The 19,489-nt window shown below is 60.8% G+C and carries 24 protein-coding genes and 1 pseudogene; 13 read left to right on the top strand and 12 right to left on the bottom strand.

Annotation, left to right across the window (positions count from 1 at the left end; all coding sequences use genetic code 11):
- Positions 1-37 precede the first annotated feature (37 nt).
- Complete coding sequence (locus tag V8P77_RS02475; protein ID WP_335910531.1) at positions 38-1,180, top strand: PQQ-dependent sugar dehydrogenase; 1,143 nt, start codon at positions 38-40, stop codon at positions 1,178-1,180.
- Positions 1,181-1,184: 4 nt separating this feature from the next.
- Here the strand turns inward: V8P77_RS02475 and V8P77_RS02470 are convergent, their stop codons facing one another.
- Positions 1,185-1,655: a DUF3052 domain-containing protein gene (locus V8P77_RS02470; RefSeq protein ID WP_335910530.1), complete on the bottom strand. Its 471-nt coding sequence runs from the start codon at positions 1,653-1,655 to the stop codon at positions 1,185-1,187.
- A 98-nt stretch (positions 1,656-1,753) separates the two neighbouring features.
- On the opposite strand from V8P77_RS02470, the gene V8P77_RS02465 reads away from it, so the two are divergent.
- The 3 genes from V8P77_RS02465 (at position 1,754) to V8P77_RS02455 (ending at position 3,942) form a co-directional block, all read left to right on the top strand.
- Positions 1,754-2,644 (top strand): DMT family transporter, encoded by an 891-nt coding sequence (locus tag V8P77_RS02465; protein ID WP_335910529.1) that lies wholly within the window; start codon positions 1,754-1,756, stop codon positions 2,642-2,644.
- Positions 2,645-3,130: 486 nt separating this feature from the next.
- Positions 3,131-3,346: a cold-shock protein gene (locus V8P77_RS02460; protein WP_003561293.1), complete on the top strand. Its 216-nt coding sequence runs from the start codon at positions 3,131-3,133 to the stop codon at positions 3,344-3,346.
- A gap of 140 nt (positions 3,347-3,486) precedes the next feature.
- Positions 3,487-3,942, top strand: coding sequence for a BA14K family protein (locus tag V8P77_RS02455; RefSeq protein WP_017961454.1), 456 nt, complete (start codon positions 3,487-3,489; stop codon positions 3,940-3,942).
- Positions 3,943-4,202: 260 nt separating this feature from the next.
- Here the strand turns inward: V8P77_RS02455 and V8P77_RS02450 are convergent, their stop codons facing one another.
- Positions 4,203-5,081 (bottom strand): oxidoreductase, encoded by an 879-nt coding sequence (locus V8P77_RS02450; protein ID WP_335910514.1) that lies wholly within the window; start codon positions 5,079-5,081, stop codon positions 4,203-4,205.
- A gap of 34 nt (positions 5,082-5,115) precedes the next feature.
- Here V8P77_RS02450 and V8P77_RS02445 point away from each other — a divergent pair, with 34 nt between their 5' ends.
- The gene (locus V8P77_RS02445) at positions 5,116-5,577 is read left to right on the top strand and encodes a winged helix-turn-helix transcriptional regulator (protein WP_335910513.1); all 462 of its coding nucleotides are present in this window, start codon (positions 5,116-5,118) and stop codon (positions 5,575-5,577) included.
- On the opposite strand, the gene V8P77_RS02440 is transcribed toward V8P77_RS02445, so the two are convergent.
- The 3 genes from V8P77_RS02440 to V8P77_RS02430 are packed head-to-tail and all read right to left on the bottom strand — an operon-like array spanning position 5,574 to position 8,168.
- Positions 5,574-6,950 carry an ATP-binding protein gene (locus V8P77_RS02440; protein ID WP_025395442.1) on the bottom strand — a complete coding sequence of 459 codons (1,377 nt, stop codon included), beginning with the start codon at positions 6,948-6,950 and terminating at the stop codon, positions 5,574-5,576. The genes V8P77_RS02445 and V8P77_RS02440 overlap by 4 nt on opposite strands.
- Before the next feature lie 24 nt (positions 6,951-6,974).
- Positions 6,975-7,676 carry a response regulator gene (locus tag V8P77_RS02435; RefSeq protein ID WP_011652933.1) on the bottom strand — a complete coding sequence of 234 codons (702 nt, stop codon included), beginning with the start codon at positions 7,674-7,676 and terminating at the stop codon, positions 6,975-6,977.
- Positions 7,677-8,168, bottom strand: a complete 492-nt coding sequence (locus tag V8P77_RS02430; RefSeq protein WP_335910512.1) for a MarR family winged helix-turn-helix transcriptional regulator — start codon at positions 8,166-8,168, stop codon at positions 7,677-7,679.
- Positions 8,169-8,385: 217 nt separating this feature from the next.
- Here V8P77_RS02430 and V8P77_RS02425 point away from each other — a divergent pair.
- Positions 8,386-8,653 (top strand): annotated as a pseudogene (locus tag V8P77_RS02425) (aminotransferase class IV); the annotation flags it as partial.
- Positions 8,654-8,792: 139 nt separating this feature from the next.
- On the opposite strand, the gene V8P77_RS02420 reads toward V8P77_RS02425, so the two are convergent.
- Together V8P77_RS02420 and V8P77_RS02415 are read right to left on the bottom strand one after the other, a co-directional pair.
- A complete protein-coding gene (locus tag V8P77_RS02420) occupies positions 8,793-9,062 on the bottom strand; it encodes a hypothetical protein (RefSeq protein ID WP_003541697.1) in 270 nt (89 codons plus the stop codon).
- A 183-nt stretch (positions 9,063-9,245) separates the two neighbouring features.
- On the bottom strand, positions 9,246-9,863 hold the full coding sequence (locus tag V8P77_RS02415; protein ID WP_335910509.1) for a DUF1236 domain-containing protein: 618 nt from the start codon (positions 9,861-9,863) through the stop codon (positions 9,246-9,248).
- 286 nt (positions 9,864-10,149) lie between these two features.
- On the opposite strand from V8P77_RS02415, the gene V8P77_RS02410 reads away from it, so the two are divergent.
- Both V8P77_RS02410 and V8P77_RS02405 read left to right on the top strand, forming a co-directional pair.
- Complete coding sequence (locus V8P77_RS02410) at positions 10,150-10,794, top strand: MBL fold metallo-hydrolase (RefSeq protein ID WP_335910508.1); 645 nt, start codon at positions 10,150-10,152, stop codon at positions 10,792-10,794.
- Between the two features lie 141 nt (positions 10,795-10,935).
- Complete coding sequence (locus tag V8P77_RS02405; protein WP_335910506.1) at positions 10,936-11,529, top strand: hypothetical protein; 594 nt, start codon at positions 10,936-10,938, stop codon at positions 11,527-11,529.
- A gap of 3 nt (positions 11,530-11,532) precedes the next feature.
- Here the strand turns inward: V8P77_RS02405 and V8P77_RS02400 are convergent, their stop codons facing one another.
- The 5 genes from V8P77_RS02400 to V8P77_RS02380 form a co-directional block, all read right to left on the bottom strand.
- Positions 11,533-11,871: a hypothetical protein gene (locus tag V8P77_RS02400; RefSeq protein ID WP_335910505.1), complete on the bottom strand. Its 339-nt coding sequence runs from the start codon at positions 11,869-11,871 to the stop codon at positions 11,533-11,535.
- Positions 11,872-11,920: 49 nt separating this feature from the next.
- Positions 11,921-12,262, bottom strand: a complete 342-nt coding sequence (locus tag V8P77_RS02395; RefSeq protein WP_072637683.1) for a tRNA-binding protein — start codon at positions 12,260-12,262, stop codon at positions 11,921-11,923.
- A 10-nt stretch (positions 12,263-12,272) separates the two neighbouring features.
- The gene (gene proC / locus V8P77_RS02390) at positions 12,273-13,100 is read right to left on the bottom strand and encodes a pyrroline-5-carboxylate reductase (RefSeq protein WP_335910504.1); all 828 of its coding nucleotides are present in this window, start codon (positions 13,098-13,100) and stop codon (positions 12,273-12,275) included.
- Between the two features lies 1 nt (position 13,101).
- A complete protein-coding gene (locus V8P77_RS02385; RefSeq protein WP_003541709.1) occupies positions 13,102-13,602 on the bottom strand; it encodes a type III secretion system chaperone family protein in 501 nt (166 codons plus the stop codon).
- Positions 13,603-13,991: 389 nt separating this feature from the next.
- Positions 13,992-14,252, bottom strand: coding sequence for an accessory factor UbiK family protein (locus V8P77_RS02380; RefSeq protein ID WP_003541711.1), 261 nt, complete (start codon positions 14,250-14,252; stop codon positions 13,992-13,994).
- Between the two features lie 201 nt (positions 14,253-14,453).
- On the opposite strand from V8P77_RS02380, the gene lgt reads away from it, so the two are divergent.
- From lgt to V8P77_RS02355, 5 genes are all read left to right on the top strand, one after another.
- Positions 14,454-15,302: a prolipoprotein diacylglyceryl transferase gene (gene lgt, locus V8P77_RS02375; RefSeq protein ID WP_335910501.1), complete on the top strand. Its 849-nt coding sequence runs from the start codon at positions 14,454-14,456 to the stop codon at positions 15,300-15,302.
- 18 nt (positions 15,303-15,320) lie between these two features.
- Positions 15,321-16,421 (top strand): class I SAM-dependent methyltransferase, encoded by a 1,101-nt coding sequence (locus V8P77_RS02370; RefSeq protein ID WP_335910500.1) that lies wholly within the window; start codon positions 15,321-15,323, stop codon positions 16,419-16,421.
- A 111-nt stretch (positions 16,422-16,532) separates the two neighbouring features.
- A complete protein-coding gene (pgeF, locus tag V8P77_RS02365; protein WP_335910499.1) occupies positions 16,533-17,327 on the top strand; it encodes a peptidoglycan editing factor PgeF in 795 nt (264 codons plus the stop codon).
- A 5-nt stretch (positions 17,328-17,332) separates the two neighbouring features.
- Entirely contained in the window at positions 17,333-18,484 is a 1,152-nt protein-coding gene (locus V8P77_RS02360; protein WP_017961468.1) for a M24 family metallopeptidase, read from the top strand.
- Positions 18,485-18,575: 91 nt separating this feature from the next.
- Positions 18,576-19,397 (top strand): hypothetical protein, encoded by an 822-nt coding sequence (locus tag V8P77_RS02355; RefSeq protein WP_335910498.1) that lies wholly within the window; start codon positions 18,576-18,578, stop codon positions 19,395-19,397.
- The last annotated feature ends 92 nt before the right edge of the window (positions 19,398-19,489 follow it).

Raw genomic sequence — 19,489 nt, 5'->3', positions numbered from 1 at the left:
GCTCCACGTTCAGCATGATGAGACGACGGGGAAGCAAATGAAGAGAATATCCGCCTTCCATTTCGCGGCAGCGCTGATCTTCGCGGGCGCAGTGTCGGCCGATGCGGCAGGTACCGTGAACACGCAAGGCCCAGCCGTCCGTGTTGAAAAACTGGCCGATGGCCTCGAACATCCCTGGGCCGTCGAGGCATTGCCCGACGGCGCCTATCTCGTCACGGAGCGGCCAGGCCGCCTGCGTATTATCCGCAATGGCAAACTATCCGATCCAATCGGAAATGTGCCCAAGGTCAGCGCCCGCGGCCAGGGCGGCCTCATGGACCTGGCGCTCGCTCCGGACTTTGCCACGAGCAGAAAGCTCTATTTCACTGCCGCCATGGCCGACCGGCAGGGCTCCGGCACCAAAGCCTTCAGCGCGACGCTTTCCAAAGACGAAAAGACGCTCGAGACCGTGACGCCCATCTTCACCATGCGACGCTTCACTTCAAGCAACATCCACTATGGCTCGCGCATTGCGATATCAGGTGATGGTTCACTGTTCATCAGCGTCGGCGACCGCGGCGACCGCAAGCGCTCGCAGGATTGGCAGGACAACGCCGGCTCGATCATCCACATCAATCCCGACGGCAGCATCCCCGCCGACAATCCCTTCAAGGACGGCGGGAGGGGTCTGCCGGAGATCTGGTCGAAAGGCCACCGCAACCCCCAGGGCATTGCCTTCGATGCCAAGGACGGCAAGCTTTACACCGTCGAACACGGTGCGCGCGGCGGCGACGAGATCAATCAGCCCGAGGCCGGTAAGAATTACGGCTGGCCGATCATCACCTATGGCCGAGACTATTCGGGCGCCGAGATCGGCGAAGGCACCGCCAAGGAAGGGCTGGAACAGCCGCTGCAGTATTGGGACCCTTCGATCGCGCCTGGCGCGCTCGCCGTCTATCGCGGCGCCATGTTCCCGGAATGGGACGGCGACTTCCTGGTCGCGGCGCTGAAGTTCCAGCTGCTCTCGCGCATGCAGCGTGACGAGAGCGGTGCCTTCGTTGCCGAAGAGCGTATGTTCAAGGGCGAATACGGCCGCATCCGCGACGTCGTCGTCGCACCCGACGGTGCGTTGCTGATGGTGACGGACGAGAATAACGGCGCGCTGCTCAGGATATCGAGAGCCCAAGCCCGCAACGGCTAAGACGTCACAACGCGCCGCGCAGTTCCTTGCGGATGACGAACTTCAGACCGGACCAGATCTCGTCGACGGCGCAGACCTTGACGTCGACCAGACCGGTTGGGAGCAGAACATCCCGCAGCACGTCCTCGGTGATATCGGTCGAAACCCGTGAACTCTTCTTCGGCCAGGAGATCCAGACTATACCGTCCGGTCTCAGGACACAAAAAAGCGCGGGCGCGATGGCCTCCAGCGCTGCACGTTCTGTCGTAAACAGATGCACGTAGTCGAATGCACGCTGAGGCGTCTCGGGAAGCGCATGGACGACCGAAGCAAAACCAGCGAAACCATTGATGTCGCCGATCGATTCGGGAATGCCGAGAAGAGCCGCTGCCTGCCCCTGTGCGAGGCCGAGTTTCCTGACGAGCGGCGTGCCGGAATAGCCTGCTGTCCCAGCTACCGCCGCATCGCCGGCCGGCTTCCGTTCCTCGCGTCGCATGTCCTCACCTCCGTCTACCGACACGAAGTCTTCACCCTTGCCGAAAGCAAACGCAACTGCTAACCGCTCGGGCACATCTCCTTCCCATCGAGGACGACATGACGCGCGTTCAGGCGAACCTCCTCCTATTGCTTGCAGCTGCCATCTGGGGCGGCGGCTTCGTCGCGCAGTCGACGGCGATGAAGGCGATCGGCCCTTTCTGGTTCATCGGTCTGCGGTTTGCCGTCGCCACGCTGGCCGTGCTGCCCTTCGTCCTTTTTGAAGCGCGCAAGGCAAAGGAGAAAACCAGCGCACGCCATGCGAAACTCTATATCCTGATCGGCCTTGCCCTTTTCGGCGGAGCAGCCACGCAACAGGTCGGCCTTCAGACGACGACAGTGACGAATTCCAGCTTCATCACAGGCCTCTACGTCGTCTTCGTACCGCTGATCGCCGTGTTCTTTCTGCGCCGTGCCCCGCATTGGATCATCTGGCCGGGCGCGCTGATGGCGGTTACCGGCATCTATCTCCTGTCCGGCGGCCATCTCTCGGCGCTGACACCTGGCGATCTGCTGACCGTCGTCTGTGCCGTCTTCTGGGCGATCCAGATCACCCTTGCCGGCACGACCGTTTCCGAGACCGGGAGGCCGCTCGCGCTCTCCGCCACGCAATTTGCCGTCACCGCAGTCTGTGCGCTGGCCGTTGCCGCAGCCGTGGAACCTATCAGCCTTTCGGCGATACAGGCCGCGGCGCCGGAGATCCTTTATGTCGGCATCTTCTCCTCGGGCGTGGCTTTCGTGCTGCAGGCGATCGGCCAGCGCTACACGACGCCCTCGCAGGCCGCGATCTTTCTCTCTTCCGAAGCGCTCTTCGGCGCCTCGCTTGCAGCCCTGCTGCTCGGCGAAACGATGCCGGTAACAGGTTATGCAGGTTGCGCGCTAATGTTTATCGCTATGCTTGTGGTCGAACTTGTGCCGGGATTGACCCGCCGACGCCTGCCAGCCACGTGAACACGCGTCCAAATATGGGTGAGTCACCCATCGGAAAAAAAATTCATCGGATGCGGGAGACGCGTTCACGTTGCATTTTTGGGAAAATCTGCTCGGAACTTATATTGCAGACGATATAAAACGTTAATCATTCCCTATCGGCGAAGGAAATTTTGCGTTTTTGCGCAAATTGGATGTCGGCAGGGGTGTGCCCCGAACGACACGTTAAAAAACTTTTGCTTGCCAAAATCCTTTAAACGCAGCACTCTCAGCGCGTTCGGGCATTTTGCGAGCATGGGAAGTCCTTAAGTATTTGCGCGCCGGGAACGCTAATATTCCGGTCAGCCGGTTCCAAAAATGGCGGGCGAAAGTCCTGCCTGGGACAGGCCGAGGTAGAGGGGACCTTTTTCTCAAATTTCAAGAATTGCCTGCCAACACCTCCCGCAAGGAGGCAATGCTATGATGCTGCCCGTGTGGATGGCGGGCAGAGAGAAAAGGACCTGAGGCATGGCAGAGACTGGCACTGTAAAATTCTTCAATACCGACAAAGGCTTCGGCTTCATCAAGCCGGACCGGGGCGGCGCCGATATCTTCGTTCACATTTCTGCCGTTCAGGCCTCCGGCCTGGCCGGTCTGACGGAAAACCAGAAGGTAAGCTTCGACACGGAGCCGGATCGCCGCGGCAAGGGCCCTAAAGCCGTCAATCTGCAGATTGCGGGCTGAACCCTTAACAAGGCTGGCGAATTCGAGTTGAAGCCCGGCAGCGATGCCGGGTTTGTTGTTCAGCCTTCGTTCAGCTACAAATCTGTACGACTGTGACCATCGAGAAAGGGACCGGCGTTCGGTTCCCGGGATTAGGATTTATGCTTATGAACAGGCTCGCCAAGACCCTTCTGCTGACGGCAACCGCTGCCGCACTCACGCTTTCCGCTATCGGTGAAGCGTCGGCCCGCGACCGCCACTGGCGCCATGGAAATCACGGTAACAACGATGCGTGGGTCGGCGGCGCCGTCGGCCTTGCGACCGGCCTGATCGTCGGCTCTGCCATCGCCAATGCCAATAACGGTCCGGTTTACGAAGAGCGCCGCTACATTGACCCGGCCTACGAGCCGGACTACTACGAGCCCGCTCCGGTGTATCGCGCCCCGCGCCGCGTCTATGTCGATCAGCCGCAATATTACGCGCCGGTTCGCACAGCGGTTGAGCCCTGGTCGCCGCAATGGCAGCGCTACTGCTCCTACCGTTACCGCTCCTTCGATCCGCGCAGCGGCACCTATATCGGCTATGACGGCCGCAGCCACTTCTGCACCGCCGGCTGATCCCACGATTATCCTCAACGCCAAGCGCCGCTTCTCAGCGGCGCTTTTGTTTTGCCTGCGTCAGCCGGCCTTCTTTTCCTAGAGCATGTCTCGCAAAAGTGTGCAGCGGTTTTGCGGCAAAGACATGCGGAAAAACAAAGACCTAAAGCACGGCACGCGAATTTGAAAGATCGCGACGCGCTTTAGAGCATGATGCCGAAAAGTGTGCGCGGTTTTCGGACGACATCATGCTCTATTTGATTTAGATCAGGATTCAGATTTTAGGCCGATCGGCCTAGAATCGTCCTGATCTGGGGCACGGAGTCGGCTTCGGCATCGAAATCGGTCGAGACGCTGACGGTGCGCCACATCCGATCGGCTTCGATACGCGCCGCATCCGCCTTTTCGACATTGTGGACCGCATCGCTGCCGAGCAGCAGCCGGAACGGCGGCTCTTCGAGACCGGCAATGTGGATGACGACCGCAGCCGCTTTGGCCGGATCGCCGGGCTGGCGGCCGTCGTATTCGCGCTGGAAGCGCACCGTAGCGCCGACCGTCTCCGCATATTCCGCCCGCCCCTCGGCAAGCACCGTGGAAGTGCCGGCGAAATCCGTCCTGAAGCCGCCAGGCTCGATCACCGTCACCTTGATGCCGAATGGCGCGACCTCCTTCGCCAGCACCTCGGAAAAACCTTCGACACCGAATTTCGCCGCCGAATAAGCACCGCGTCCGGCAGGGCCGATGCGGCCGCCGACGGAAGAGAATTGGATGATGTGTCCCGCCTCCTGCCCGCGCATCAGGGCGATGACCGCCTTGGTCATGATAACGGTGCCGAAGAGGTTGGTCTCGATCTGGGCTCGGAAATCGGCAAGACTGCTATCTTCGATCGAGCCGACATTGCCGTAGCCGGCATTGTTGACAAGCACGTCGATGCGCCCGAACCTCTTCACACCAGCCTTGACTGCCGCCGCTGCCGCCGCCTCGTCGGTCACGTCAAGCGCCAGCGTCAGGACCTGATCGCCATACCCTTCGGAAAGATCGGCAAGCTGGCCGGGATCGCGCGCTGTCGCCACCAGATTGTCGCCGGCGGTCAATACCGCCTCCGCCAGCGCCCGGCCGAGACCGCGCGAACTCCCTGTTATCAACCAGACCCTGGACATCGGAAACCCTCCTTCTTTGGTTCCCGGCTCATGTATGCTCTATTGTATCCGATCGAAAGAAGGTACCCAGACGATCTATACACACCTTGAGGTAACTGACGTGAGTAGCGACATGTTCGATTTCTGCAGCAGCATGACGGACGAACAGGATGCGCGGGCCCGCGAACTGATCGAGCGGGCGGCAGCGAAATGGCCGCTGCGCATCCTGCATGTGCTCTCCGATGCCGGCGCGCCCCTGCGCTTCTCGCGCCTTATGGAGAGGGTCGAGGGCATCAGCCAGAAAGTGCTGACGCAGACGCTGCGCACCCTCGAAAGGGATGGCCTCGTCATCCGCACGCTTTATCCCCAAGTGCCGCCGCGCGTCGAATACGAGTTGACGCCGCTCGGACGCGACCTCCTCATGCAGGTCGCCTCGCTATGGCGCTGGATCGTCCAACGCCTGGACGATTTCGATGCGCGCAAAGCCGTGAAGCTGACGGCTACCGCCAACGCTTAAGCCGGAATGCGGATCGTTGCCCTCAACCCACCGAGCGGGCTGTCACTGAGCGTGACGTTGCCGCCGTGGCTGCGGGCAATGTCGCGGGCAATCGCCAGGCCGAGCCCGGTGCCTGACGCATCGAGGTTGCGCGCCGTATCCAGCCGGAAGAACGGCTTGAACACGTCCTCACGGTTCTTTTCGGGAATGCCAGGCCCGTCATCGTCGAAGATGACGGTCAGCCATTTGGCATTGTGCTTGGCCTCGATGTCGAGCCTATCGGCATACCGGCGCGCATTCGAGGCAAGGTTGGTGACGAGACGCATGAAGGCGTTCGGCCTAACGGAGATATCGTCATCGCCCTCGATGGAATAGCTGAATTTTTTACCGTGCAGGGCAAAATCGGATTCCAGCTTTGCGAAGATCTCACTGAGTTTCAGCTCGCCGACATCCTCTTCGACCTCGCCGCGTGCGAAGGCCATGTAGGCCTCCAGCATGGTCTGCATGTCGTTGACGTCATCGTTGAGGCCATGCAGGTCGGGATTGTCTCCGGCCAGCGCCAGCTGCAGCTTGAAGCGGGTGAGGATGGTGCGCAGATCATGGCTCACGCCGGAGAGCATCGCGGTGCGCTGCTCGATCTGCCGTTCGATTCGCTCGCGCATCAGGATGAAGGCAAGGCCGGCGCGCCTGACCTCGTCGGCGCCGCGCGGATAGAAATTATCGGGCTTCTGCCCCTTGCCGAAGCTTTCGGCCGCGCGCGCCAAGGTCAGGATCGGCCGGATCTGCCCGCGCAGGAAGAGGATCGAGATGCCGATCAGCACCAGCGAGGTGCCGACCATCCAAACGATGAAGATATGCGTGTTCGAGGCATAGGTCTGGCTGCGCTTGGTCAGCACCCGCAGGATCTTGTTGTCGAGTTTGATGCGGATCTCGACGAGGTTCGAGTTGCCGACCGTGTCGATCCAGAAAGGCCGATGGATCTCGTCGGTGATCTCGTCGCTGAGGATGCCGTCGAGGATCGAGAAGAACGGCTTGACGCGCGGTGGCGGCAGGTCGCCGTCCGGCTCGATCGAGATCTGCAGGCTGAGCTGGTCGCGGGCGATGCGGATGATCTCGCTATAGTCCGAATTCTGCGGATAGGTCTCGATGATCTCGATGATCGCGGCGATGTCACGGGTAACCGCAAGCGACAGCCGCTCCGTTACCATTTGCCAGTGGCGCTCCATGAAAACGGCGGCGACGACGGATTGCAGGAGCACCATCGGAATGATGATGATCAGCAGCGAGCGCGCGTAAAGTCCGGTCGGCAGCCGCCGGCGCAGCCAGCGGACGATCGAGCGCCAGCCCGGCGCAGAAGTGCGGTCTTCCCGCCGCAAGCTGTCGATCGTCACCATTAGCGCCGGTCCCGAACCTTGAGTTTAGTCGATGCTCAGCCTGTATCCGATGCCGCGCACGGTCTGCAGCCAGACGGGATTGGCCGGATCGTCCTCGATCTTACGCCTCAGCCGGTTGATCTGCACGTCGATCGTCCGCTCGCCGACTTCGGTATCGTTGCCGATCAGTTCATGGCGGGGAATCGTGTCGCCGGCGCGGCGCGCAAAGAGCAGCATGATCTCCTGCTCGCGGTCGGTGAGCCGGATCACCTCGCTGGCTTTCTTCAGCTCCTTGCGGGTCAGCGAGAAAGTGTAGGGGCCGAACATCACCTGTTCGATCTTCGGTCCCTCGCCGCCGGCGTTGCGGCGCAGGATGTTGTTGATGCGCAGCACCAGTTCGCGCGGGTCGAATGGCTTGGAAAGATAGTCGTCGGCGCCCGCCTCGAGGCCTTCGATGCGGTTGCCCGATTCTGCCAGCGCCGTCAGCATGATGATCGGGACGTTCTTGATGGCGCGAAGCCCGCGGGTAACCTCGATGCCGGATTCGCCGGGCATCATCACATCCATGATGATCAGGTCGAAGTCGAGACCGGCGAGCTTGCGCTGCGCCTCGGCGCCGTCGGCGGCGACGGTGACGCGGAAGCCGTTCTCGGCGAGATAACGATTGAGCAGCGCACGGATGCGGGAGTCGTCATCGACCACCAGCAAGTGCGCCGCATCATCGGAAATATCTGTCTTGACCGCCATTCAATCCGCCTTCTGTCTGTCCCGCATGCCGCTGAGGAAACCTTTTACGCCCTCCCGCACCTCCGCAGAAGCCCCTTCGAATGCCCGCTCAATGCGGCGCGATTGCGGCTCGGCAAGGGCAAGCGCCAGTTCTCGTCCCGATTTCGTCGGATAGAGCTTGCGCTGCCGCCGGTCTTCAGGACCTGCCACCTGGCGAATATAGCCTGAGTCGATCAGCTGTTTCAGCACCCTTGCAAGGCTCTGCTTGGTGATCTTCAGCGTTTCGAGAAGATCGGCTACCGTCATGCCGGGATTGCGGTTGACGAAATGCACGACGCGGTGATGCGCCCGGCCGAAGCCGCTCTTTTCGAGGATAGCGTCAGGATCGGAAACGAAGTCGCGATAGGCGAAGAAGAACAGCTCAATGATCTCGAAATCGATGATGTCAGTATCTTCCATCGGCGTGGCTAGCGGCTCCGGCTTGCCTGCTTTCGGGCCGGTCTGTCGTGACACTCGGCATTTCCTTTCTTTTTCCGCGCGCTGCCGGAAGCTTTCGCGAAGATATGTCAGCCTCATTGACATAAATTTGCGTCGCTATTAGCTTCCGCGAACTCTGCGGGAGCCCCGTACGGTCCCTCATTTCCCTGGGCGTCCGGCACTCCGACGCAATACGCGATTTCCCCTTGCGTCTGTGGATAAAACGTAATGGGGACAACAATCAACAGGCATAGCGTTTGAAGCGCCGGAGGAGTTTGGGGAGATGATGCTCGATTATCTCGGTCAGGTCACTGAGGCGACCGGCGCCAACATCTTATTCATCAAGGATGGCGTCATTCACACGCCGACCTCGGATTGCTTCCTGAACGGTATCACCCGCCAGACGTCATCAACCCGGTTTCCGAAATCGGCCCGTATCGCTTCACGCCGTCGACGATCTCGAAACACGGATGAACGACCACATGAAGGAAGTCTATCCGGCGGCGGTCGCCGCCGAATAAGACCCTCACGCAATCGGTCCGGCTACCGCATAATTCCTTAAATCGGAATCGATTTAAGGTTGCAGCAGTTCAAAGTGCCACAGCATCCTCTGCGCGTCTGAAAAGACGCGGCGCCGTAGATACCAAACCGTCGGGCCTTTTATCTATGCGCCCGTGCCATGACCAGTCCGGCGAGCGTCGAGAGAATGCCGCCGCCGATCAAGCCGCCGATGCCGTCGGCAATCAGGCCGGTCATAGCCGCTTCCCCACCGACCATGCTGAGCAGCATACCGCCGGCAACGCCGCCGATCGCACCCGCGATCGTACGGGCGACGACATTGATCGCCTGCTGCTTCAAAGCGGCGCTCGCGGCGTTGCCGCCGATTGCACCGGCAATCAATTGTGTGATGAGCGGAAGTAGCGCTTCCATGATTTCCTCCTCTGGCGATCTCCCCGACCGCCGACCCATGCCGAACCTTCGGCATATTAGTATATTATCATATTTTGGAGGAAAGCGTTAAGAAAAATCAACCGATGCGGGATTAAGGCAGGGAGCAGCGCCCCGGAACGAGGCGGTCCGACGTCCGCCTCGTCTCAGTTTCTGTCGATCACGTCATTGATAGACGTAGACGATCCGGCGTGTACCGGGATCGACCAGCACCGGCCGATCGTTGATCCTGGTATAGCGGTACTCGTAGTCGGGAATCGTCTGGAAGGTGACATCTGCAGGCACTTCCGCGCCGACGACGACATCGCCGCCAAGCTGCACCGTCTCACCCGGATTGGTCTCGATATAGGTGCGGACCGTCTCAGGCGGAGTGATCGTCTCGACAGCGCCGACCGGACCGAGCAACTCGTCGCCCGGCGCCGGCTGCGGATCGACCGGAACGACGCTCGCGGTCGACTCGTAAGTCACGCTGGGAACGCCGATCTCGTCGCGGTGCTGCTCGACGATGACAGAGCTGCCGCCGTGATCGACCTGCAGATAGTCGGCATAGACCCAGCCGCGCATGCCGTTGACGTCGACACGGCACCAGCGGCTGCCTTCGATGCAACCGTCGAGCACCGCGGTCGAGCCGCGGGTGGCAAGACCGACCGAGGGATATTGCGGACCCGGACCGGCGCGAACGTTGAGATCATTGACCGTCGTCGCCATCATCTCCGCCTGCGCAAGACCGCCGCTCGCCAGGAGCACGGCTCCAGCCAACAGAATGTTTCTCTTCAAGGTCATATGAGCGTCTCCTTGGTTTCGATGGGCTGACAACGCGCGGGGTTCCACGATGTTCCCCGGCACTCTGCCCAGCGAAACGCCGCTTGTGGGAGATTTCATCCAAGTCCTTGAAGAATTGAAGAAAATTCGATTTTTCCGCTCTAGGGCAATGGCGAAGAGAGGCATAAACTCTTGTTGCAGTCCGACTTTTTGCCGTGAGGCAGGCCGCAATGACGGAAGATTCCGGCTGTCCTTGCCGTGGTTTCGGACTATACCCGAAGCAGCAGAGACACCAAGCGAGGCAGATATGGGCATGCTCCAGGCCGGCATCATTCCGGTGACACCCTTCCAGCAGAACTGCACGATCTTCTTCGATCCCGATACCAAGGAAGGCGTCGTCGTCGATCCCGGCGGCGACGTGCCGCTGATCCTGCAGGCGATTGCCCAGAACGGCCTGACCATCAAAGAAATCTGGCTGACACACGGCCATCTCGACCATGCCGGCGGCGCCAGTGAATTGAAGGAGGCCCTCGGCATCGACGTGGTCGGCCCGCATCAGGACGATCTGCCGCTGCTGCAACGGATCGAAACGCAGGCTGAAAAATATGGCATATCAGGATTGCGCGACGTCGTGCCCGACCGCTGGCTGAAGGACGGCGACAAGATCTCTTTCGGCACCCACGAATTCGAGGTCTATCACACGCCCGGCCACGCCCCCGGCCATGTCATCTATTTCAACCGTGCGCAGAATTTCGCTCATCTCGGCGACGTGCTTTTCAACGGCTCGATCGGCCGCACCGACCTGCCCGGCGGCAATCACCAACAGCTTCTCGATTCAATCCGCGACAAGGTATTGCCGCTCGGCGACGACGTCGGCTTCATCTGCGGCCACGGCCCCGGCAGCCGCATCGGCGACGAGCGACGAAGCAATCCATTCCTGCGGGAAGCATAGCAAAGGTTCGAGCAAATCTATTCTCCCGAGTACAAGTATCCGCTCGACAATTGATTGCGACGAGGCACTTAGGGGTATTCAGCTTGACGCAAGCCAATGAGCGCAGTTTCCAGCGTTGAAGCTTTCAGATTGGAGGAATCTATGGATGACACTTACCATCTGAATGGTGGCTTCAAACCTACGACAAAGAGATTTGCAGACCTAGATGGGCCAGATTTCTTTCCAACTCCACCATGGGCAACTTACGCGCTTATCGACAATGAAGCTTTTTCCGGCGACATTTGGGAATGCGCATGCGGGAACGGGGCTATGTCCCATGTCCTCGAAAAGCGTGGTAACAGCGTTTTTAGCTCAGACCTTTTTGATAGAGGCTATGGGCAAAGTGGTATCGATTTCATAACTCAGAACAGGAAATATGATAATATCATTACAAATCCGCCGTATAATAGTGCAGAAGCTTTCGTAAAAAATGGGACGAGACTAGCAGGGAAAAAATTTGCGCTTTTGTTAAGACTAGCGTTCCTTGAAGGCGTCAATCGAGCAAATACAATTTTTTCGACAACTCCGCCGAGTCGCGTTTGGATATTCAGCGAAAGGATTACCTTTTACCCCGCGGGCGCTACCGTAAAGGGAAGCGGAACCACTGCCTACGCTTGGTTCGTATGGGACAAAAGCGCCTCGGATAGAACTGAGATAAAGTGGTTTAAACCAGGCTACAAAAGCCTGTCTTTTTAGCTTTCATATTTTTTTCGCGTGTTGCCTTCCAAGTTCCGTGATCTGAAGCCCACCGTTGACCTTAACAAGATAACCCGCAGCTATGTAATTCTTCTCGCTTTTTCTATGTGAGGATATATTACGAACTCGCTGTTCCCAGACGTGTTCATTAGGGCGAGTCTCGGATACCGCATGGTCAGCAGGAGTAAGCTTAACAAAGTTTGGAATTTCACGAATAAGATGACGGAACGTCGCTTTTCCGCTTGGCAAGCCCGCCAATATTTTCAGTACGGCTTCAGAAATTTCAGATTCAGTAGTGAGCCCTTGAACAGCAGACATCAGTTCCCCCAAAGTAGTTTTCACTACTTATCCGGGAAGCGCGACACTAGCAACTGACAATCGCTGCGATAGTTTACATCATCTTTCGACCGTTCGGCACCGGCTGTTCGACTGCAGCAAGCACGATCGCGCCGTTCTCATCCTCGAAACCCAGCGTCAGCACTTCCGAGCGGAACGGCCCGATCTGGCGCGGCGGGAAATTGACGACGCCGAGCACCTGCCGGCCGATCAGGCTTTCCGGCGTATAATGCACGGTGATCTGCGCTGAGGATTTTTTGATGCCGATATCAGGACCAAAATCGATCAGGAGTTTGAACGCCGGCTTGCGCGCCTCCGGAAAAGGACTGGCTTCGATGATCGTGCCGACGCGGATATCCACACGCTCGAAATCGGCATAGGTGATCTCTTCTGCCATATGGTCTCCGTCAGCCAGCCAGTTCCTCGGCCCGCTTGCGCGCCGCAGCAAGGGCTGCGTCGAACAAGGGCTGCATGCCGTCTTCGGCCATCAGCACGGCAAGCGCCGCCGCCGTGGTGCCGCCAGGAGAGGTCACATTCTCCCGCAGCCGCGAAGCGTCGTCGGGGGACTGGTGCATGAGTTCACCAGCCCCCGCGACTGTTTCCCGCGCAAGACGCATGGCGAGGTCCGCCTGCAGGCCGAGTTTACGGCCTGCCTCCGCCATACATTCGGCGAGATAGAAGACATAAGCCGGACCGCTGCCCGAAAGCGCCGTCACGGCATCGATATCGGCTTCCGCCGGCACCCATTCGACCGGCCCTGAGACGCGCAGAAGGGAATGGACGCGTTCACGCTGCGGATCGCTGACCCGTGAATTCGCAAAAGCGCCGGTGACGCCGCGCCCAATCATGGCTGGCGTGTTCGGCATGGCCCGCACCATGGCGGCCTTGCCGAGATGCCTCTCGAGAAAACCGAGCGTCTTGCCGGCCGCGACCGAGACGACGACCGTCTCCGGCCCGACGGCACTCTTCACCGCCGGCAGCACCGTCTCCATCACCTGCGGCTTGATCGCGAGGAACAGCACGCTTGCCTTCAAATCCGTAGGAAGCGCGGTCAGATGGGTCGCGCCAGCCTCGCTGATCGTCGAAAGCATCGCCGGCGACGGGCCGGGATCGACAACGATGACGGCCGAGCCTGGAACGCCGCTTTTCAGCCAGCCGGAGAGCATCGCCCCGCCCATGTTTCCGGCACCGATCAGAACGACTGGATGTGTCGAGGAGAAAGGGATCGTCGGCATCTTATGCCTCGCCGACCGTTTCAAACAGCACGGCTTCCATCGCCTTCGTCGCTTCCATGCCGGACCAGACGACGAACTGGAACGCCTGGAAATAGGCTTCGCAGGTGTCGAGCGCGCTGGAAAGCAGCACCTCCACCTGGCGATTGGTGGGCTCCGCGCCGCCGGCAAGCAACAGCGATTGGCGGAATATGACGACATCTTCCTGGCGCCAGAGGTCGAAATGACCCATCAGCACCTGCCCGTTGATCGCCGAGAGCAGCTTGACCACCTCGTTGACCCTGATGTCGGGAACTTTGATATCGAAGGCGCAGCCAAGATGCAGCGCCTCGAACTCCTCCATCCAGGAGAAGGAGACGTGGTAGTCCGTCCAGCGCCCCTCGACCGTCATCGCGATCTCGTCCTCGCCGGACCGTTCGAACGACCAGTCATTGTTGGAGGCAACGTACTCGATCATATCGACCGGGTTCGACTGACGCTCGACTTCCAATTCCATCAGGTTCATGCAGCACCTTCTTGACCGGAACGAATGCGACCTAACTTGGTGTACGAACACAAGAAAGACACACGCAAAATACCGGAACCACCACTCGGATGATCGTTGAACCGCTGCCAGACTTAACGCAGATAACCTGCCCGGAGCTTACCAAGTCGCTTCGAATCATCATTTAAAATCAGTGTATAGCGCCCCTTGCCCCCTGCCAGCCCCCTGAAGGGAAAATAGGACCGACCACTGTGGAAAGGCTCTTCGAAATTCAATTCAGAAGGGAGAATAAGCGACTCTGCGAATTGGCTTTTTTGGCAGTGTCCACAGGTGGAAAACTCACCTGGTTTTTTTAAGGAAGATGCGGCGTGTGGCATGAAGGCAACGCCGCATCTGTGTCGTATCGGGACTTAAGCGCCCTCGCCGGCAAGCTTCGCCTCGAGTGCTGCGATGCGGGCGGCAAGCGCCTCGTTCTCGTCGCGTGCCTTGATCGCCATCTCGCGCACGGCCTCGAACTCTTCGCGCTTGACGATGTCCATGCTGTTCAGCCAACGCTCGGCCTGGGCGTTGAAGGCGGTTTCGATCTCCTTGCGGACGCCTTGGGCGGCACCGGCCGCATCGGTCATCAGCTTGGCGAATTCGTCCATGATGCGGTTCGTTCCGGTCGTCATGGCGTTTCTCTCCCTTCGCATGAGGTGAATTCAGCCCTTCGGGGCCTCGAGGATTGAGGTAGGGCTTCGCCATCGACGATGCAAGCGCTTTACACGGGATAAGCTTGCCGGAACCGGCCGGGAACGGGCCATCACGAACAATGGACTTGACCGTCCGGGATCGCAGCGGCATGTTCCGCGCAACTCAACAGGTGGAAAACCTTGCCGACAGCAGCCAATCTCCTTGCCATCATGCCTTTCCCGGATATCGATCCGATCGCCTTTTCGATCGGCCCGCTGGCGATTCATTGGTACGGTCTCGCCTATGTCGCCGGCATCCTGCTCGGCTGGGCCTATGCGCGTCGCATCGCCGCCAATGACAGTCTCTGGCCCGGCAACGTCTCGCCGATATCAAAGACGCAGCTCGATGATTTCATCGTCTGGGCAGCGCTTGGCGTCGTCCTCGGCGGTCGTCTCGGCTATATTTTCTTCTATGATCTCCCCGCCGTCCTGCGCACTCCCGTCCGTGCGCTCGAGATCTGGAACGGCGGCATGTCCTTCCACGGCGGTCTGACCGGCACGACGATCGCCATGATCCTCTTTGCCCGCCGTAACGCCATCCCGGTCTGGAGCCTGTTCGACATTGTCGCCGCCGTCGTTCCCTTCGGTCTGTTCTTCGGCCGCATCGCCAATTTCATCAATGGCGAGCTGTGGGGCCGGTTGACCGACGTGCCCTGGGCCGTTGTCTTCCCGACCGGCGGTCCCTTCGCCCGCCATCCGAGCCAGCTTTACGAAGCCGGTCTCGAAGGCATCGTTCTGCTCCTGGTGCTGGCCGCCTTCGTCTATGGCATGCGCGCGCTGAAAAGCCCCGGCTTCATTACAGGCGTCTTCGTCTGCGGTTATGCGCTGTCGCGCATCTTCGTCGAATTCTTCCGCGAGCCTGATGCCCAGCTCGGTTACCTGCTCGGCACGAACTGGCTGACCATGGGCATGGTGCTCTCCTTCCCGATGATCCTGCTTGGCCTCTGGGCGGTGCTGCGGGCCCGCCGCCAGGCTGCGCTGCAGCTCTGAAACGGCAGGACGCGCGACATGACCACCGCTCTAGGCGAAAAGATCAAGGCGATTATCCAGGCCAACGGCCCGATCAGCGTCACCGATTATTTCTCGCTCTGCCTCGCAGACCCCGAACACGGCTATTACCGCACCCGCGAGCCCTTCGGCCGTTCCGGTGATTTCGTCACCGCGCCCGAAGTCAGCCAGATCTTCGGCGAGATGATCGGCGTCTTCATCGTCCATGCGTGGCAGCGCCATGGCACACCGACAGACGTCCGCCTCGTCGAGATCGGCCCCGGCCGCGGCACCATGATGGCCGACATGCTGCGCGTCATCTCCCGCATCGCTCCACCGCTTTTCGACGCGATGACCGTGCATCTCGTCGAAACCAGCGAGCGCCTGCGCGACGTTCAGAGCCAGACGCTCGAACCCCACGGCGACAAGATCACCTGGCACGATGGCTTCGACGAAGTACCGCCCGGCTTCACGCTGATTGCCGCCAACGAACTCTTCGACGCCATCCCGATCCGCCAGTTCGTCCGCATGCCAACGGGGTTCCGTGAGCGCATGGTCGGTATCGACGCCGATGGCGAGCTGACTTTCGCCGCCGGCGTCGCCGGCCTCGATCCCACCTTGCTGCCCGAACCGGTGCAGAACGTGCCGGTCGGCACGCTCTTCGAGATCTCGCCTGCTCGCCAGGCGGTGATGATGGCGATCTGCGAGCGGCTGCGCGCCTTCGGCGGCACGGCGCTTACGATCGACTACGGCCATCTCGTCACCGGTTTCGGAGATACGCTGCAGGCCGTGCGCATGCATGAATTCGACCCGCCGCTCGCCCATCCCGGCGAAGCCGATCTGACGAGCCATGTCGACTTCCAGCAGCTCGCCGAAACGGCACTTGCGGCCGGCCTCCATCTGAACGGCGCCCTGCATCAGGGTGATTTCCTGACCGGCCTCGGCATCCTCGAGCGCGCAACCGCGCTCGGCCGCGATCGGGAACCGCAAACCCAGCAGGTCATCCAGGCGGCGGTCGAAAGGCTCGCCGGCGCCGGTGAAGGCCGGATGGGCGAACTGTTCAAGGTGATGGCGGTCTCCTATCCCGCCCTCGATCTCATGCCCTTTCGTCCGGTGGATTGACAGGGCGCACGCGGCTGGTTCAACATCCGCCCGAAACAAGAACTTGAAGCGCGCCGCATATGCGATGCGCTTGGGATAATAACAAACCCCTCGAAAACCCCGGAATCACAGATGCAGGACGCGGCCTCTCCCGCACCGATCGAAAGCGCGCTACTGAACGAAGCGGCCGGCAGCACGATCCGGCACGGTTATTTCACTCGGGCGGGCGGGGTTTCCGAAGGGCTGTATCGCGGCCTCAATGTCGGCCTCGGCTCCAGCGACGAACGCGACAAGGTCCTGGAAAACCGCCGTCGTGTCGCCGCCTGGTTCGGCTTGCCGGTCGAGCGGCTGGCAACCGTGCATCAGGTCCATTCCGCCGACGTCGTGACGATGGGCGCCGATTACGACGGCGCCCGCCCCGACGCGGATGCGATGGTAACGCGCACCCCTGGCATTGCGCTTGGCGTGCTCGCCGCCGATTGCGGACCGATCCTGTTTGCCGACCCCGGCAATCGCGTCATCGGCGCTGCCCACGCCGGCTGGAAGGGCGTGCTGACGGGCGTGCTCGAAAATACCATCACCGCCATGGAGGCGCTCGGTGCGGACCGCGCTCGTATCGTCGCCTGCCTCGGCCCCTCGATCAGCCAGGCGAGCTATGAGGTCGGTCCTGAGTTCGTCGAGCGTTTCGTCGTCGAAAACCCGGAGGACGAGTGCTTTTTCGTGCCTTCCGCAACACCCGGCCACGCCATGTTCGACCTGCCGGCGCTGACGGTCGACCGGCTGACGAAAGCCGGCGTGCGTGCCGAAAGCCTCGGCCTCTGCACCTATGTGGACAACGAGCGCTTCTTTTCCTACCGCAGGACGACACATCGCAAGGAGCCGGATTACGGCCGCCAGATTTCCGCGATATCAATCAGGGAGACTTGAGCAGAATGGCACTGCACTTCGAAAAAGCCGAATTCGCAAGCCGGCTTGCGCGCCTCACCGAGAAGATGAAGGAAGAAAAGCTCGACGCCTTGCTGCTCTTCGCCCAGGAAAGCATGTACTGGCTGACGGGCTACGACACCTTCGGCTACTGCTTCTTCCAGACGCTGGTCGTCAAGAGCGACGGCACCATGGCGCTGATCACCCGCTCGGCCGATCTTCGCCAGGCTAGGCATACCTCGATCCTTGAGGACATCCATATCTGGGTCGACCGGGTCAATGCCGACCCGACGCTCGACCTGAAGAACCTGCTGGTCGAAATGGACCTGCTCGGCGCCCGCATCGGCATCGAATATGATACGCACGGCATGACCGGCCGCGTCGCCCGGCTGCTCGACGCGCAATTGACCACCTTCGGCCAGATCGTCGACGCTTCCTACCTCGTCAGCCGCCTGCGCCTGATCAAGAGCCCGACGGAGGTCGCCTATGTCGAGCGCGCCGCCGTGCTCGCCGACGATGCGCTCGATGCCGCGATCCGGCTGACAAAACCCGGCGCCGACGAGGCCGATATCCTCGCCGCCATGCAGGGCGCGATCTTTTCCGGCGGCGGCGACTACCCCGCCAACGAGTTCATCATCGGCTCCGGCGCCGACGCCCTGCTTTGCCGCTACAAGGCCGGCCGCCGTAAGCTCGACGCCAACGACCAGCTGACGCTCGAATGGGCCGGCGCCTATGCGCATTACCATGCCGCGATGATGCGCACGATCGTCATCGGCGAACCGACGCATCGCCACCGCGAGCTTTACAACGCCTGCCGCGAAACCATCGAGGCGATCGAGACCGTGCTCAAGCCCGGCCAGACCTTCGGCGATGTCTTCGACATGCATGCCAGGATCATCGACGAGCGCGGCCTGGCCCGCCACCGGCTGAATGCCTGCGGTTATTCGCTCGGCGCCCGCTTCTCGCCCTCCTGGATGGAGCATCAGATGTTCCATGTCGGCAATCCGCAGCCGATCGAGCCGAACATGTCGCTCTTCGTGCACATGATCATCGCCGATTCCGATACCGGCACGGCGATGACGCTCGGCCAGACCTATCTGACGACTGCGGATGCGCCGCGCGCGCTATCCCGCCATCCGCTCGATTTCATCGGGCTCTGACCGGTGAGAATCCGGAATTGACAGACGACCGTCCCCACCCGCATAAATTCGGGTGGGGCTGATTGCGATTGCGGGAAGGACGGACCAAGGGATGACGCGAGCTGCGATTGTGCCCACGCTCCTGTTCGTCATGGCTCTAATGACAGCCTGCAACACGACCGATGCGCTGACGCCGCAGGTCGACATCGGCAATTCCTCCGGGGGCGCCCCGTCGAGCCCGGTGACGCAGAGCGAAGCCGAGCGCTTGGCAGGCACCCGCCAGCCGCGTTTCTCGGGAAGCTCGCAGCAGGGCGGCTACCATCCAGCCTATGATCAGTCGCAGCGGGCCTATCGACCCGGCACCGGCGCGGCGCCGACGACGATGCAGGAACAGGCAGACGCCCTGTCGAGAAGCGGCTCCTCACCGGCCGCCTCTGCCCCGATCGACGGACAATCGCTGCCCCCACCGGCGGCCAGTGGTGAACTTGCCGCACAGCCGGCTCCGCCGGCCGAGGCACAACAGCCGCAGCAGACCGCCGCCCTCCCCCCCAGTTCCTCCTCCGCCCGCGGCAATACCGTGCGCTTCCTACCGATCATCGGCGCGCCGGTGCAGGCCGTGACACCGCTCTCGCGCCAGCTCGGTGCCGAGGCGCGCGCGCACGGCCTTTCCATCAAGAGTTCGAACGACGCGAGCAGCGACTACATCCTCAAGGGCTACCTCTCCGCCTTCAGCGACGACGGCAAGGTCACCGTGGTCTATGTCTGGGACATTCTCGACAGCGGCGGGGGCCGCCTGCACCGCATCCAGGGCCAGGAAAGCGTGCCGACGGCCGCGGCCGATCCATGGGCGGGCGTTCCGGCCTCGGTGATGCAGCAGATCGCCTCGAAAACCATCGCGGGATTCTCTTCCTGGCGGCAGGCCCAGGGCGGTTAGTCACAAACTTTTTGCAAATATGGAAGCCTGTGGCGCCTTTGCCCTTGCATTCACGGGGAAGCTGACTAAAAAGCGCGGCTATCAGCGCGTAA

The organism is Rhizobium aouanii, assembly GCF_037002925.1.
Lineage (GTDB): Bacteria > Pseudomonadota > Alphaproteobacteria > Rhizobiales > Rhizobiaceae > Rhizobium > Rhizobium aouanii.
The sequence above is the reverse complement of the archived record's forward strand: the minus strand, read 5'-3'. Positions and strand labels throughout refer to the sequence as shown.